Source organism: Candidatus Methanoplasma cognatum (assembly GCA_009777615.1).
GTDB lineage: Archaea > Thermoplasmatota > Thermoplasmata > Methanomassiliicoccales > Methanomethylophilaceae > Methanoplasma > Methanoplasma cognatum.
On record WRLM01000004.1, the window covers coordinates 125876 to 139846 of the forward strand.

A 13971-nucleotide genomic window follows, 5' to 3' on the forward strand; every position below is an offset into this window, starting at 1 on the left:
GGATTTAAACAATATGCTTTTCATGATCCCCGTCGCTGCGGTCATCGCATTGATCTTCGCTCTGTATTTCTTCAGGAATATCTGGTCAAGAGACAAAGGCACTCCTGAAATGCAGAAGATATCCGATGCGATAGAGACCGGCGCCATGGCATACCTTAGGCGCCAATACAAGACGATAGGGGCAATAAGCATAATTCTGGCAATCGTACTGGCACTTGCCGGATTCATAGAAGACTTTAAGGAATACCTCGGACCAATGGTCGCGGTTGCGTTCCTGATTGGTGCCGGATTCTCCATACTTTCCGGATACATCGGAATGAGGATATCCGTTAAAGCGAACATCAGGACGGCTAGCGCTGCCGGGAAGTCGCTCAACGACGCTTTCGTCTGTTCGTTCCGCGGAGGTGCCATTTCTGGTATCGCTGTTTCCGCATTGAGTCTTGTTGGTCTGTTCACCGTCGTTTTCGTATACGATGCGTTGATCGATGGGACGATGACGAAGACCTTGCATGCGGTCGTAGGATACGCGTTCGGTGCTTCCTTCGCAGCCCTGTTCGCACAACTCGGCGGCGGCATCTACACCAAAGCGGCAGATGTCGGCGCGGACCTTGTGGGAAAGGTCGAGGCAGGGATACCTGAAGATGACCCGAGGAACCCAGCGGTCATCGCAGATCTGGTCGGCGACAATGTAGGAGACTGTGCAGGCCGCGGTGCTGATATATTCGAATCCACCGCCGCCGAGATAATTGGTTCGATGGTCATCGGAACAGCCGTAATAGCGGCCGCCGGAGGGATAGGACTTTCCAACAACTGGGTATTCCTCCCCTTGGTCCTAATGGCATTCGGACTCATTGCATCGCTGGTCGGGATATTCGTCGTAAGGATGAAGGGCGAGGACACCGATGTGTTCAAAGCTCTCAACAAAGGGTATTACCTCACCATTGCGCTGGTTTTGGTGTTCCTGGCGATAACGACATACTTCTTGCTGGGCGAGGAATGCGAACTTTGGTACTATTACTTCGGGACCGGAGTGGTCGGTATCGTGCTCGGGCTCGCTATAGTATATATCACACAATATTACACTGGCGACCACAAGCCTGTGAAAGGAATTGCGAAATCATCCGAGACCGGTCCGGCAACCAATGTCATAGAAGGCATATCCATCGGACTTGAGTCAACAGTGCTCCCAGTGGTGTGCATAGTGGCCGCCATCATAATCTCATACATGCTGGGTTACCATGCCGCACCCGCAGGCGCGGACCAAGTGGCCTTCGGTCTGTACGGGACAGCGGTAGGCACAATAGCGATGCTCGCATCCTCCGCATTCATACTTGCGGAGGACACCTTTGGTCCGATAACCGACAATGCGGGCGGCATAGCCGAAATGTCCAACCAGCCGGAGGAAGTAAGGAAAAGGACCGACAAACTAGATGCGGCCGGAAACACCACAAAAGCCCTCACCAAAGGGTATGCGATGGCTTCAGCGGCACTTGCGGCGTTCCTGCTGTTCGCGGCGTTCTTTGAGATCGTTGCCGAGATAAGAGGAGAGTCCCTCTCAGATGTTTTCAACGTCAATATCGGGAACCCCATCATATTCTGCGGCGCACTTGTTGGAGCCGTGCTCGTGTTCTATTTCGCGTCTCTTGCCATAAGGGCGGTCGGAAAGGCAGCCGGGGAGATGATCGAAGAAGTACGCAGGCAATTCCGCGAGGATCCCGGAATAATGGAAGGGACGTCCGAACCCAGCTACAAGGATTGCGTTGACATAGCGACCCGCGGCGCCCTGAGGGCGATGGTGCTTCCCGCACTGCTCCCTATTTTGGTGCCAGTAGTCTTTGGACTGATATACAGGTTCCTCTTCCCCGACGAAGCCTACATGGCGGTCGGGGCACTGATCATGGTAGGTACGATAGTGGGCATCCTCATGGCCAACTTCCTTAACAACGGAGGAGGCGCCTGGGACAATGCTAAGAAGTACATCGAGGAAGGCCACCACGGCGGAAAGAAGTCCGTCGCCCATGCGGCGGCCGTTGTCGGAGACACGATCGGAGACCCCTTCAAGGACACCGCAGGGCCCTCCATACACGTGCTCGTGAAGCTGCTGTCCACGATATGCCTGGTCACGGCAGTCCTGTTCGTAGTGTAAACATGTTCCAAGCGGGCCAAGGCCCGCCTTTCTTTATATTATATGCGTGAGCGCAAGAATGGGTTTATATACAAGAGCCTTAATCCCTGCATCCGAGAGGACCCGCCATGTATATGCTGACAGAAGCTGAGAGGATCGTAAGGATCCCCCCCGCAGAACTTGACGAGGAGATAGAGAAGGTCATCGACGCCCTTACTTGGGACTCCTTTGAAGGAAAGATCGGAGAGGACAAAGAGATAACGGTCCTCATAAAGAACGTGAGGCCGCTGGGACCCGGACGTATCGTCCACGGGGACGGAGCGGTGTATCAGACCGTCAAGTATGAGCAGGTGGTGTTCAAGCTCAAGGACAATGAGGTGATCGAAGGCGTCGTGGTGGAGATCCTCAAGTTCGGGGCATTCGTAAGATTCGGGCCGCTGGACGGCCTCCTCCACATAAGCCAGGTGATGGACGACCGCGTCGACATAGACGAGTCGAACCAAAGGCTGGTGGGAAAGGATACGGGAAGGAACCTCTCATTGGGCGACGTGGTGAGGGCAAGGATCGTAAGCATTGACCTCAACGAAAAGAACCCCCAGGACAGCAAGATCGGCCTGACGATGAGGCAGCCCGGACTCGGAAAGCTCCAGTGGCTTGAGGAGGACCGCAAGAAGAAACAGCAGGAAGGTAATGCCCCATGACCAACCAGACATACAGGGCATGCAAACAGTGCAACTTCTTGTCGGAGATCGACACATGCCCCCGTTGCGGAGGACAGACCTCGAAGGAGTGGCAGGGGTTCATCGCTGTGGTGGATTTCGAGAAATCGGACATCGCCAAGAGAATGGGGATAACGGCGAACGGCAGATATGCCCTTAAGGTCCGCTGAAATGGAAGCGGTAAGCAGAAAGGTCCCGGAAAAGAACAGAGAGCTCTTCAAAGAGCCGCTGGGCAGGGACCTCAAAGAAGAAGAACTGACGATCATCGGCAAAACGCCGAAGATGATCACGGTCGGCGACGTGGTGTCGCTGACAGTGGTTGAACACGGGATCATTCCCGACCTCTCCGTCTACGACGGAATGACGGAAAGGAAGGAAATGACCGAGTTCGCAGCCCTTGTGAAGAACAAAGGGTGGGAAGAGACAGTGGTGAAGAACGAGGCCGGAACCATAACGGCCGAGCTGATAACCGCTGTGAAAAACGCTTTGAACGGGAAGAAGGAGATAATCCGTGTGGAAGGGGAAGAGGACCTGGCGGTATTGCCGTGCATCCTTTTGTCCCCCGAAGGCACGAACATTATCTACGGATGGCCCGGAAGAGGGATGAAGCTCATCGTGACCGATGAGAACGTCCGGAGGAAAGCTCAGCGCCTCATGGAAATGATGGAGGAGTTGGAATGAAGATAGAGATAACAAGCCAGAAAGAGAATCCTTTGCAGAAGAGGAAAGAGGTCTATTTCACGATAGACCACGCCGGAGAGACCACTCCGGGCAGGAACTCCGTAGCAGAGGACATAGCAAAGAAAATGAAGTCCAAAAGGGACTGCGTCGTCGTAGATAACATAGAATCCGTCTACGGCATAGGAAAGTCGAAGGGATATGCCAAGGTGTATGACAGCAAAGAATCCGCTTTGTCATACGAGAACGGATACCTCCTGAAGAGGAACGGCATCGCCGCGGAGGCACCCGCACCAGCACCGGCAGAGGCCGGAAAGGCACCGGCGCCAGCGCCTGCGGCTGAACCCGCGCCCGCACCGGCGGCAGCACCTGTAGCAGAACCCGTAGCAGCACCTGTAGCAGAACCCGCAGCAGAACCCGCACCGGCACCAGCGCCTGCGGCAGAACCCGAACCTGCGCCGGCAGCGCCGGCAGCTGAGGAGTGATAATCATGGCAGCAGCACCGGCACCCGCAGCAAAGAAGAAGGATGCTAAACCAGCGGAGAAGAAAGGTCCGAAATCCGTCTCGAAGAAGGATGCGTACAAGGTCGACGGCGGCAAGATCGAAAGAACGAAGCCCGTCTGCCCCAAGTGCGGACCAGGTATCTTCATGGCAGTCCACAAAGACCGCACCTCATGCGGAAAATGCGGATACACCGAATTCAAAAAGAAAGAATAAACACGAATCTTCATTCGGCTCCCTCCCTCTCAAGTCGGGGCCACAGGATCGCCGGGGGAAGTATCTGGTCCCCCGGCAAAATATCTTATCTTTTGATTGTACTTACCCACACGGGCCAGTGGTATAGCTTGGATAGCATAGGGGCTTCCGGAGCCTTAGACCCGGGTTCGAATCCCGGCCGGCCCGCCAATTCCATAACAGAACGTGTGCCGGGCGAGGTTTAGACGGGACGTAACGGGAAGACAAGTCCTGCCGAGGCTATGTTCGAACACATTTAGCATAACTTCCGGGCGGACCCGAAAATGCAAATTCGGGACGTCGTATTCAATTCCTGTGCAGAAAATAGACAAATGAGTTGGCAAATATAGTCTCGGAGATTATCACATGGGTTTAGGCGATGAATTCAAAAAAGAAAACGGTCGCCCGTCAGGAACAGCCGCTATCGACAAAACATTCGGCTCGATGTATCCGGATCAAAGATCGTTGTTCATTCACAGCCCCATTCCGCACATATTTGCAGGAGGAGGTCCCTTGGATTGCGTAGGGGTCCATGACGCCGGAGATTTTTGGCATTTCGTGACCTATGGCTTCTCAAACACTTATGATGTTGTTGGTGAGGGATCTGAAAAGACCGAATGGAGCGGTTTAGGCTTTGAATTGACCTTAAAACTCAAGAAGCAGCCCTTCATTGCCAGCCCCGAAGCTGCCGATTCCGAGATCCGCACAATTGTGGGGATATTTGATGTGTTAGCGAATTACGTGCGCAGCAGCAAATACGTTTTTCGCCCTTACGAGATCTTCTACAATGAACAAAGGGAAGGGTTCGACGCACGGCAGGTATCTAAATTGACAGGCTTTGCCACTCTGCCCGACATTGCGGGAACGATCGAAACGCCCAACGGCAAGGTAGAATTCATCTGTTTGGTCGGTATGACCGACAAAGAGCTAAGAAGTATCTATGAACATAAACACACAGTCAAAGAAATGCTGAGCCTGCTTGGATCTGATCTGACCGATTATTCTCGTAATGATGCCATATAAGAGAATGGAGAGATCGGCAAGAAAGCCGCAATCCCAGCTCGCCGTTCGAGCGTTCCTGAGAGTCAGAACTTCATCCCGCATCCTTCGCAGTGTTCCGCATCCTCCGGCAATTCAATCCCGCACCAGCTGCAGAGACGCTTCTTCGGGGTATTCGGTTTTTTTGTTGTACCATCTACTCCCATTTCCACCAACCTGCGTTTCCATGATTCCGGGTTCGAATGGATCACGCGCCCGACGAAACTCGTGCGGACGTACTGCAGAGACGCGGTGCGTTTGGCCGCCATATAGTAATCGATGTAATTCGGGGCTTTCAACTCTCTATCGGCCAGGCGTATAACTTCGCGCTTGAAGCTGATGGCCTCCATCGCCCGGTTGATATTTTCCGCCGAAGTCTGGAAATTGCCGTTCGTGCGAAATACGAACGTGGCCACGTGTTCATCAGACTGGACGGCAAATTCAACCGCACAATACTGATCGTTCGGAGCCGGCGCGATTATCCAAAAGAGATATGGGTCAGAAGGGACCGCATCGTCTATGCTGCTGTCCGCGGCCTCTGCAGAGTTATCGGCCTTTCTCCAGCCGATGCTGTTCTTCATGAAACCTATCCGTATCTGCGTTGCGTCGCATATCTCCTTGAATAACGCATAGCTGTCCGCGGCGCGAGTCTGGGCCATTTTGGCATCCACATATGACGCGAATGACGGAGCGATCGCCGCAAGTTGTCCCATAGGAACCGCCGCCCCTTCGGGCATAAGCTTGGCGATCTGCGAGGCTTGTGCTATTGACAGAGACGGATCGATGTTGTTGACGGCCGCGATCGACTTCTCGCGCAACGCCCTGATGTTCTTTTCAACAGCCTCCGTGAACGGAACGGTGTCGTATCCCATTTTGGAAAAGGTATAGCTTTCTCCTGTGTTCAGCTTCAGCGTGAGTTCATGTTCGCCCTTATCTATTTTGTTCACAAAACATAAAGGAATACGCCGCGCATAGGTGTTCGGAGGAAGGGTGACGACGCAGTTCTCGTACACTCGGATCGGCACTTTGCTGCCGCTGAAAACAATGCCTCCTTCTATGAATCGATAATCTCCCGTCGTTGCCAGGATATGGTTTCCGGATATGAAAAATGCGCGAAGCACAGCTTTATTGTATGCTTCGCAGAGCGCATCGAAGAAGGGCTGCGCCCAGTTTCCCATGCGGGAAAAGACATATTCCTCCTTCTCGGTCCTGACGGTGATGTTGTGATTAGCATACTCCAGCGTGTCCATTTTGACAAAGGGAATCTCCGCTGTGTCGAGCAATGCAGATGCGGTGAGAGAGTTCTCACCGATGGTCATCTTGACCTCGCCGTTCACGATAGGCGAAGCCGCTTGTGCCGTGTATTCTATTGGTGGGGTATCCATATCAATTCCTCCTTTTGCCGTGACCGCGGCGGTAAGTACCCCCTTCTATTCTTTCCGCCGCGTAATGCACGGTCAGCCCATCTTGCTCCCGCAATCGCCGCAGAACTTCGTTCCGGGCGGGTTGTCAAATCCGCATTCGGGGCATTTTCCATCGGGAGCAGCCGCAGCCTGCTGCAGATTCTCACCGCAGTTGTTACAGAAGCGGACTCCCAGGGCGTTCTTCGCGCCGCATTTTGGACATTCTTTCTGTTCCATTGAGGTTCCGCAGTTGTTGCAGAACTTTCCGGTTCCCGCCGGCTTCCCGCAGGAAGGGCAGATGGTGGTCTTGCTCTCGATCTTACCCTGCCACACCGTGGCCGAGTCTCCCGCTTTGTCTATATCGCGCTGCATGGCCTTCGCATGGGCCTGCGCTACCGAGACCTCCTGGCGCGGCGCGCATTTTGTACAAAGCGTCGCATCCTCGTTCCAGCAGTGGTCGCAGACATACGAGTTGCAGCCGGGGCAGCGGTGGAAGTGTTCTTTGGATTCGTTCTGTGCCCTCTCGAACGCCTGTTCGTGCTCCTTGTGCCATTCCGGAGGTTTTCCTTCGAATGTCTGTGACATGGCGTTGCTGCCCTGCTGGGCGGAACTGCCGACCGTCCTGGCTCTCCCTCCGGCAAGGTTCCCGATGATATTGGCGCCTTGTCCGAGCAGGCGGGTCCCTCTCTTCTTTTTATAGGTATCCGACTCGATAAAGCTGGACTTGTAGCCGTCGTTGCAGACATCGCAGTTGAAGGTGAACTCGAACCCGGCGTCGGTGCTGTTATCGTTGTAATTTCGTGTGAAAGCTTTCAGCATTTTTATTTCCCCCTTGAAAAGAATGATTTTTTCGTGTTTTGGACCGATTTGCCGCAGGCAGTGCACCTGGAGTTCTCAAAGAATTGCGGTTTCCCGCATCGAGCGTTCGGGCACGGCACCATGAGCGATCCGCCGCAGGCATCGCATTTCTCGCTGCCCGCGAAGGTCTGGCCGCCGCAGGACGGACAAGGGACCATCAACTTTCTGCCGCATCCGGAACAGAGGTCATTTCCGCGTTGTATCGGCTTCAGACAGGACGGGCAGTGATATCCGAAAGGACTCGAACTGGCGCATTTGGAACAGTAGACGCTGTCCCTTTCGATCATCTCACCGCAATGGATACAGGGTTGTTTGTACGTAGCCATTATCGTCCCTCCCGCTGTGCGGTGCATCCGTAGTCAAGAAAAGATCGGATCTCTTTTTTTGTTGTTCCCGCATGCAGTCCGCGAGCAAAGCCGCTAGCCTCTCCTTCGTCAGTTGGCATACAGACTATATATATTTTGTATAATTATTATTCTTTCGTTTCCTATCGGATACAAGCCCGCATTATGATGCAGAAAGAGAGGATAATGTTTTCAATAAGTCTCCATAAAGATACATTGCCGTCAGGCGCCGTAAGGCAAAGATCTATCCCGAAACAAGAGCGGAGCTCGGGCCCGATCGGACCATATCCAGTCTTCGGTTGCGGCCTGTCCGATGGGCGGTCCTGTGTCTGTCCGCCCCTCAAAAAGGCATTTTTACCCCAAAAATCACAGATAGTTATATATGCTTAATATGTGGATAAATATACCCAGCCTCTTATGAGGCAGGAAAGTGTTAGAATGGATGGAAAAGCAATACTCGATGCAATAATCGCATTGTTCCTGTACATCGTGTTCGCGATCATATACTTCATTATACTTGCGTTCATCATCAGGTTCGGCGCGGAGCTTGTTGCATCTGGAGATTGGAATATAAGCGTCGATATGCTTGCGGTCTCGGCAGCCATACTGTCTGGAGCCACGATCATCGCCGGCGGCGGCCTCGCAGAGGCATTCAAGAAGGAAGTCTTAAAGTAAGACCTTCTTTCTCCCGAAGAACGAAAAACCTTTTATTTTTCATCTTTATTTGTTATCTATGGTACCTGAAAATGTTGCTGACTGCAGCTGTCCCAAGACCGATTGTCCCCGCCACGGTAACTGCAACCAGTGCGTGCCTTATCACCGTGATCAGAAGGGCGACCTTCCGTTCTGCCTGAGGCCGCTGGCGATCAAGAAATAAGAACATAGATTGATTAATCACCGTTCCATTGACCTATTATGTATCTTACCAGGGATGAAGAGGAGATGCTCGCCGGCGAAGACGGCGAGAGCTGCCGAAAGGCCATGGAGCTTGTTGTGGCGCTCGGTAAGATATACGGAGCGGAGGATCTTATCGACATAACGTCAGCACATCTTTCGGGCGCGTCCTACAAGACGATAGGGGACGGCGGCGTGAAGTATCTGGAAGATATGGTGAAGGGAGGGGCGAGAGTTTCAGTCCCCTCCACGCTGAACCCGATCGGGATGGACAGGGAAAGATGGAAGGAGATGCACATACCTCCTGCGTTCGCGGAGAAGCAGCTGAAGATAATCGATCTGTATAAGAGAATGGGGGTCAGGGCCACCTGCTCATGCACCCCTTACCTGGAGGACAACGTTCCCTCTTTGGGGGATCACGTCGCATGGGCTGAATCCTCCGCTTTATCGTTCGTGAATTCATACATCGGAGCAAGGACCAACAGAGAAGGGGGGCCGGGAGCGCTCGCGGCGGCGATAATAGGCAGGACCGCAAACTATGGTCTCCACATAGACGAGAACAGAAAGCCCACGGTCGTCATAGACGCGGAGACCGACGGGTCGGTGTTCAGCTACTCGATGCTCGGGCAGGCCGTGGGGATGTCGATAGGCGGCGGCATACCTTATTTCAGAGGAGTCGAGCCAACCGTTGACGACGCGAAGACGATGTCTGCGGCGATGGCGGCCTCAGGTTCGGTCGCTTTGTATCACGTCGAAGGGGTCACTCCGGAAGCCGGGAACTTTGACATAAGCGGACTGGAAACAATATCGATAGGCAGAAAGGAGCTCAAGGATGCATATGACAAACTGAACACGGCGGAAGATGTTCAGCTCATAGCGCTGGGCTGTCCGCATCTGAGCCGGAAAGAGATGAAGGACATCGCCGCATTCCTAAAAGGGAAGAAAAAGAAGAACAAGGACGTTGAGATCTGGTTCTGCACATCTTCAAAGATACGCGAAGAATGTGCTGAGGAAGTAAGGATAATGGAGGAATTCGGCCCCGTATTGGCGGACACCTGCATGGTGGTCTCGCCGATAGAAGGGATATTCAAGAGGACCGGCACAAACTCCGCAAAGGCCGGCAACTATCTTCCCACGCTGTGCTCTCAGGATGTCGTGTGCAAGGACATCTCAAAGCTGATGGAGGTCGTGATTTGATACTGCAGGGAAGGGCGATATCATCCGGAAGGGTCGAAGGAAAGGTCCTGAAGCTGAACGGGACGTTCAGTTTCCTCGGAGGCGTTAATGCGTCAACCGGAGACCTCAACGTCGGAGAAGGAAACATCGCGGGGAAGGTATTCGTTTTCCGCGGGGGAAAGGGGAGCACAGTGGGTTCGTTTGTCATGTACGACCTGATGGTCCACGGCAAAGCGCCGATAGCGGTCGTGAACAGCACGGCGGAGACGATAGTCACCACCGGCGCGGTGATATCTTCGATACCGATGGTGGATATGATAGATATCGATGTTCTTTTTGACGGTGATGAAGTAATCGTCGACGGAGACAGCGGAACCGTTGAGATAAAGGGAATCAAAGTGATCAAAACGGCGTCCTGCGCCCTTCTCAACGAGAGCGGAAAGGTCCTTCTGCTACAGCGCCCGGAGGATGCGAGATCATTTCCGGGGTGGAGGTCACTCGTCGCAGGGAAGGTAGAGGTCGGAGAGGATCCGGAGGATACCGCCGTAAGAGAGATAATGGAAGAGACGCAGATCTCTGTTTCAAAGCCTGTAGCGCGTCTGCCGCCCGTGTACGTAAGGGAAAAGGACGTCATATGGGAGGTCTACCCCTTCCTTTTCAGGGTGAGGGATCAGGACCCTAAGCTCAACAAAGAGAATGTGGGATATGAGTGGGTCATCCCGGATGATCTGAAGGGAGACATGTCCGCAGTCCCGCTGACGCATGAGGTCGTAAGCAAAATGTTAAAAGGGTTGGAATGAGGGCGTGAGCCCGGTTTCATTGTTCGGCTGAGCTTATGCCTATGACGATGTCCTTCCCGGTCACGTCCCAGGTCTTCACTTCGTCTCCCCCCGGGCTGTCCGTGAAGACGAGCTTCTTCGCTCTGACCTCTGCCGATATGTGCTCCTCCCAGTTCTTGAAGAGGTCTATGAGATAGGGCTCCGCACTGACGTCGCAGTTGATGTACTGTTCAACGTTGAGTTTCATGTCCTTTCTCATCTGCTGGATCCTTCTGATGAGTTCCCTCGCGTAGCCTTCGGCCTCTATCTCAGGAGTTACGTCGAAATCAATGAAGATCCGCCCGCCGTCGAATTCCGCGCCTTCCAGGCCCTCAACGTCGCCGTCCGACGCCGCATACCTTATCTTCTTTATGTTCCCCTGCTGTGCCAGGACATCTTCGAAGACAGATATGGAATCATTTACGCCGTCGTCCCCTCTGATGAATATCTGTTTCAGGGGCCATCTGAGCTTACTCCCCATCTTCGCCCTCTCGGCGGCGACGACCTCGATCACATTCTGGATCAGATACATGCTGCGTTCCAGATCGTCGTCGATGAGGGTCTCGTCGCATGTGATCCAGTCCTCCATGTGGACCGACGGCTTCGTACCGCCCATATGCTGGTACACTTCCTCGGATATGTGCGGCGTGAGCGGCGCCAGCAGCAGGGCGGTGTTCATGATGGATTGGTGCAGGGTGAAATAGGATGCCATTTTATCGTCGTACGAATCGTTCTCTTCGCTCCAGCTCCTGTCCCTGACCAGACGGACGTACCAGCGGGAGAGGTCTTCCATGATATAATCCTCGAGCGCTCTCGCGACCTTGTGGAGCTCCCTCGATTCAAGTCCCTGCGTAACGGCTTTCTTTACCTTTTCGGTTCTGGAAAGCATCCATTTGTCCTCTTTTCTCAGGTCCTTGCATACGCTCTCAGCGGTGTGGGCGGACGGATCGTAGTTGTCGATCATCATATAAGTGGATGCGAAATTCACGACGTTCCAGTATGTGTTAAGGACCTTCCTCGCGTTCTTGGGCCCGTCCTTTTGGAATGCGGTGTCCTCCCACGGCGCGTTAGCCCTTATCAGGTACAGCCTCAGGGAGTCGGCTCCGAGCTCGTTTATTATCTCCATCGGCTCTATGACGTTGCCTTTGGACTTCGACATCTTCTGTCCCTTCGGATCGAGCACCCATCCGTGCATCATGACCTCGTCGTAAGGCGCGCGGCCGAACGAGACCACGCCGGCTCCCAGCTGGGTGTAGAACCATCCTCTTGTCTGGTCATGCGCTTCGATGATGAACCTTCCGAATCCCCAGGTGTCGAAATCCTCTTTCTTTGCCGGATATGAAAGCTGCGCCCACGCCGCCACGCCGGAGTCGAACCAGACGTCCAGGACGTCCTTCACTCTGTGCATGACGGAACCGCATTTACCGCAGGTGAACGTGACCTCGTCGATCCACGGCCGGTGGGTATCCATCCCGTCCTTGTATCCGTTCCCTTCGCGGAGGTCTTTGTACTGTCCCACTACATGCATCTCTCCGCACTCGCATTCCCAGACCGGTATCGGTATCCCCCAGTATCTCTGGCGGGATACGCACCATTCCCTGGCTCCTTCGACCCAGTTCTTCTCTCTCGAACCCCCTGCCCATTCCGGCACCCATTTGACGCGGTCTATTTCGCCGAGCATCTGCTCTTTTATTTCGGGTATGCCGATGAACCATTGGCGGGTGTTCCTGTATATGATGGGGGTCTTGCATCTCCAGCAGTGTCCGTACCTGTGTTTCGCTTTGTCGGAATTGAAAAGCAGTCCCTTCTCGCCGAGATACTTTATAAGGTCGTCGTTGGCCGCTCTCACCTTTTTGTCGGTCATCATCGGGAACTCCTTCGTGAACCTTCCCGACTCGCCCACGGGACAGAAGGGTTCGATCCCGTATCTTTTTCCGCTTTCGTAATCGTCAGGACCGAATCCCGGCGCAGTGTGTACCAGGCCGGTGTTGTCCTTCTCCACATAATCTGCGTTCAGGACCTTGAACGTCCACTCGCTTCTTTTGAGATGCTCGGGGCTTATGTCGAAGGGAGGGAGATATTCGAGACCTTCAAGCTCTTTTCCAGTCATGCGTTCGATCACTTCGAATCTCTCGTAGCCTCCTTTCTTCGATACGTACTCCGCCTGAGAGAGCATGCATATCACGATCTCCTCTTTATCATCCGATGCGAGCCTTATCTTCGCATATTCAAATTCCGGATGCGCGGCCACCGCCATATTGGACGGAAGGGTCCACGGAGTGGTCGTCCATATGATCAGTGAGACTCCGTTATCTTTTACAAGAGGGAACCGCACCATCACCGAAGGGTCCGTCTCATCCCAGTATTCTATCTCGGCCTCGGCCAGCGCGGTCTCGCATCTCGGGCACCATGTGACCACTTTGCTGGAAGGTCCCAGCAGCCCCCGCTCATGCGCGCGCCGGACCGTCCACCATGCGGATTCCAGGAAGTCCGGTTTAAGCGTTTGGTAAGGGTTGTCCCAGTCCATCCAGACGCCGAGCTGTTTGAACTGATCAGTCATGCTCTCCCTGAGCTCGCTGGCAAATTTCTTGCATGTGTCGACGAACTTGCCGATGCCTATCTCCTCTATCTCCTTCTTAGAATGGACGCCTATCTTCTTTTCGACCTGGACCTCGATCGGAAGGCCGTGCATATCGAACCCAGGCTGATCGCGGACATTATAACCCTTCATCCTGAGATATCTTATCATTATGTCCTTCAGGGTCTTGTTCATCGCGGTCCCCAAGTGAATGGATCCCGTCGTATACGGCGGACCGTCGAGGAAGTGAAATCTCTCCCCTCCGGATCTCAGTTCTTTGGTCTTTTCGTAAGCTTTGGAGGAGACCCAGAATTCTTGGATCTCCTTTTCTATCGTTGGCGCATCATAGTTCGCGCGGACCTGCTTTATCATCGCTAATCCTCTTTTGCCCGGTATATCTTGCCGGGATGTAGTGGCAATCCACGTCCCGATTAAATATTTACCGCTTAGGACGACTCTGCTGAACAGTAGTCAGATCTGATGCCGCACCTGCAGTTATAATAACTGTACTGTGTATGTTCAAAAACGATTATCTTGTCGTCCGTGCCGATGTCTGGACAACGAAGCATACAAACGACAGATTCGGGGTTTTCGGAGTGGGTGG

At 53.6% G+C, this 13971-nt stretch carries 15 protein-coding genes and 1 tRNA gene; 12 read left to right on the plus strand and 4 right to left on the minus strand.

The genetic code is table 11. The annotated features are described in order from the left end of the window. Positions 1–22 precede the first annotated feature (22 nt). The 8 genes from FWG96_05890 (at position 23) to FWG96_05925 (ending at position 5281) form a co-directional block, all read left to right on the plus strand. Positions 23–2146 carry a sodium-translocating pyrophosphatase gene (locus tag FWG96_05890; protein ID MCL2032781.1) on the plus strand — a complete coding sequence of 708 codons (2124 nt, stop codon included), beginning with the start codon at positions 23–25 and terminating at the stop codon, positions 2144–2146. Between the two features lie 107 nt (positions 2147–2253). Next, a complete protein-coding gene (locus FWG96_05895; protein ID MCL2032782.1) occupies positions 2254–2826 on the plus strand; it encodes a DNA-directed RNA polymerase in 573 nt (190 codons plus the stop codon). After that, a complete protein-coding gene (locus FWG96_05900; protein ID MCL2032783.1) occupies positions 2823–3014 on the plus strand; it encodes a DNA-directed RNA polymerase, subunit E'' in 192 nt (63 codons plus the stop codon). The genes FWG96_05895 and FWG96_05900 overlap by 4 nt, the downstream gene beginning before the upstream one ends. Position 3015: 1 nt before the next feature. Next, positions 3016–3525, plus strand: a complete 510-nt coding sequence (locus FWG96_05905) for a GTP-dependent dephospho-CoA kinase family protein (GenBank protein ID MCL2032784.1) — start codon at positions 3016–3018, stop codon at positions 3523–3525. After that, complete coding sequence (locus tag FWG96_05910; protein MCL2032785.1) at positions 3522–4007, plus strand: hypothetical protein; 486 nt, start codon at positions 3522–3524, stop codon at positions 4005–4007. Before FWG96_05905 ends, FWG96_05910 begins: the two co-directional genes overlap by 4 nt. A 5-nt stretch (positions 4008–4012) precedes the next feature. Next, on the plus strand, positions 4013–4240 hold the full coding sequence (locus FWG96_05915) for a 30S ribosomal protein S27ae (protein MCL2032786.1): 228 nt from the start codon (positions 4013–4015) through the stop codon (positions 4238–4240). A gap of 112 nt (positions 4241–4352) precedes the next feature. Next, positions 4353–4429, plus strand: a tRNA-Arg gene (locus tag FWG96_05920). 195 nt (positions 4430–4624) lie between these two features. Further along, entirely contained in the window at positions 4625–5281 is a 657-nt protein-coding gene (locus FWG96_05925) for a suppressor of fused domain protein (protein MCL2032787.1), read from the plus strand. Positions 5282–5343: 62 nt separating this feature from the next. On the opposite strand, the gene FWG96_05930 is transcribed toward FWG96_05925, so the two are convergent. From FWG96_05930 to FWG96_05940, 3 genes are all read right to left on the minus strand, one after another. Then, positions 5344–6681: a hypothetical protein gene (locus tag FWG96_05930; protein ID MCL2032788.1), complete on the minus strand. Its 1338-nt coding sequence runs from the start codon at positions 6679–6681 to the stop codon at positions 5344–5346. A 72-nt stretch (positions 6682–6753) separates the two neighbouring features. Beyond that, entirely contained in the window at positions 6754–7518 is a 765-nt protein-coding gene (locus tag FWG96_05935) for a zinc ribbon domain-containing protein (GenBank protein MCL2032789.1), read from the minus strand. 2 nt (positions 7519–7520) lie between these two features. Beyond that, the gene (locus tag FWG96_05940; GenBank protein MCL2032790.1) at positions 7521–7910 is read right to left on the minus strand and encodes a zinc ribbon domain-containing protein; all 390 of its coding nucleotides are present in this window, start codon (positions 7908–7910) and stop codon (positions 7521–7523) included. Between the two features lie 429 nt (positions 7911–8339). Between FWG96_05940 and FWG96_05945 the strand changes: the two genes are divergently transcribed. The 4 genes from FWG96_05945 to FWG96_05960 are packed head-to-tail and all read left to right on the plus strand — an operon-like array spanning position 8340 to position 10771. After that, positions 8340–8576 (plus strand): hypothetical protein, encoded by a 237-nt coding sequence (locus tag FWG96_05945; protein ID MCL2032791.1) that lies wholly within the window; start codon positions 8340–8342, stop codon positions 8574–8576. A 58-nt stretch (positions 8577–8634) separates the two neighbouring features. Further along, entirely contained in the window at positions 8635–8778 is a 144-nt protein-coding gene (locus FWG96_05950) for a hypothetical protein (protein MCL2032792.1), read from the plus strand. 38 nt (positions 8779–8816) lie between these two features. Further along, complete coding sequence (locus tag FWG96_05955; protein ID MCL2032793.1) at positions 8817–9992, plus strand: aconitase X catalytic domain-containing protein; 1176 nt, start codon at positions 8817–8819, stop codon at positions 9990–9992. Then, positions 9989–10771 (plus strand): DUF126 domain-containing protein, encoded by a 783-nt coding sequence (locus FWG96_05960; protein ID MCL2032794.1) that lies wholly within the window; start codon positions 9989–9991, stop codon positions 10769–10771. The genes FWG96_05955 and FWG96_05960 overlap by 4 nt, the downstream gene beginning before the upstream one ends. Positions 10772–10787: 16 nt before the next feature. Here FWG96_05960 and ileS read toward each other — a convergent pair whose 3' ends face one another. Then, positions 10788–13739, minus strand: coding sequence for an isoleucine--tRNA ligase (gene ileS, locus FWG96_05965; protein ID MCL2032795.1), 2952 nt, complete (start codon positions 13737–13739; stop codon positions 10788–10790). Positions 13740–13971 lie beyond the last annotated feature (232 nt).

Bases quoted from the DNA above. Each gene is read 5' to 3' on its own strand.
- FWG96_05915 (MCL2032786.1), top strand. From the start codon at position 4,013: ATGGCAGCAGCACCGGCACCCGCAGCAAAGAAGAAGGATGCTAAACCA.
- ileS (MCL2032795.1), bottom strand. From the start codon at position 13,739: ATGATAAAGCAGGTCCGCGCGAACTATGATGCGCCAACGATAGAAAAG.
- FWG96_05940 (MCL2032790.1), bottom strand. From the start codon at position 7,910: ATGCACCGCACAGCGGGAGGGACGATAATGGCTACGTACAAACAACCC.
- FWG96_05955 (MCL2032793.1), top strand. From the start codon at position 8,817: ATGTATCTTACCAGGGATGAAGAGGAGATGCTCGCCGGCGAAGACGGC.
- FWG96_05910 (MCL2032785.1), top strand. From the start codon at position 3,522: ATGAAGATAGAGATAACAAGCCAGAAAGAGAATCCTTTGCAGAAGAGG.
- FWG96_05900 (MCL2032783.1), top strand. From the start codon at position 2,823: ATGACCAACCAGACATACAGGGCATGCAAACAGTGCAACTTCTTGTCG.
- FWG96_05890 (MCL2032781.1), top strand. From the start codon at position 23: ATGATCCCCGTCGCTGCGGTCATCGCATTGATCTTCGCTCTGTATTTC.
- FWG96_05935 (MCL2032789.1), bottom strand. From the start codon at position 7,518: ATGCTGAAAGCTTTCACACGAAATTACAACGATAACAGCACCGACGCC.
- FWG96_05895 (MCL2032782.1), top strand. From the start codon at position 2,254: ATGTATATGCTGACAGAAGCTGAGAGGATCGTAAGGATCCCCCCCGCA.
- FWG96_05945 (MCL2032791.1), top strand. From the start codon at position 8,340: ATGGATGGAAAAGCAATACTCGATGCAATAATCGCATTGTTCCTGTAC.
- FWG96_05925 (MCL2032787.1), top strand. From the start codon at position 4,625: ATGGGTTTAGGCGATGAATTCAAAAAAGAAAACGGTCGCCCGTCAGGA.
- FWG96_05950 (MCL2032792.1), top strand. From the start codon at position 8,635: ATGGTACCTGAAAATGTTGCTGACTGCAGCTGTCCCAAGACCGATTGT.
- FWG96_05930 (MCL2032788.1), bottom strand. From the start codon at position 6,681: ATGGATACCCCACCAATAGAATACACGGCACAAGCGGCTTCGCCTATC.
- FWG96_05905 (MCL2032784.1), top strand. From the start codon at position 3,016: ATGGAAGCGGTAAGCAGAAAGGTCCCGGAAAAGAACAGAGAGCTCTTC.